We start from the raw sequence: 428 nt of genomic DNA, 5'->3' as shown, positions 1-428 counted from the left end.
ATACAACAAGTTCACCCTGGCTATTTCCTGAAGCAAAATAACCTAATTTATCATGCTCTGATGCTCGCCAGTTAAAAGGCAGACTAATGAAGGCCGTAATACTATCTTTGATTGTGCCATCTAAATTTAATAGGCAGATTAATTTCGATTGCTTCATTCTAATCTTGAATGAAAATAGGATGCTTAAACATATCATTTAACTTAGCTAACTCTACGTACTCTATATTTTTTTGGCTATTTTGAATCGCTGTTATAATTTGTTTCTTTTGATCTAAAGAAGGTACGTAAAAGTCTCGACGACAACAATAATCAGGAGCCGTATAACTGTCTACTCTGAGCATAGTATCGTTAACTAGATTAAATAAAATTGGCCTATCAGAAAAAAAAATTTCATGCTCTTGTATCGTAGACTGGAAATTTGTCATCCC

At 33.4% G+C, this 428-nt stretch carries 1 pseudogene; it reads right to left on the bottom strand.

The window, feature by feature from the left end:
* Positions 1 to 158: 158 nt before the first annotated feature.
* A pseudogene (locus A6E03_RS20365) lies at positions 159 to 428 on the bottom strand (hypothetical protein); the annotation flags it as partial.

It is taken from the genome of Aliivibrio sp. 1S128 (assembly GCF_001691065.1).
Classification (GTDB): domain Bacteria; phylum Pseudomonadota; class Gammaproteobacteria; order Enterobacterales; family Vibrionaceae; genus Aliivibrio.
This window is presented reverse-complemented; position numbering and strand designations above follow the sequence as displayed.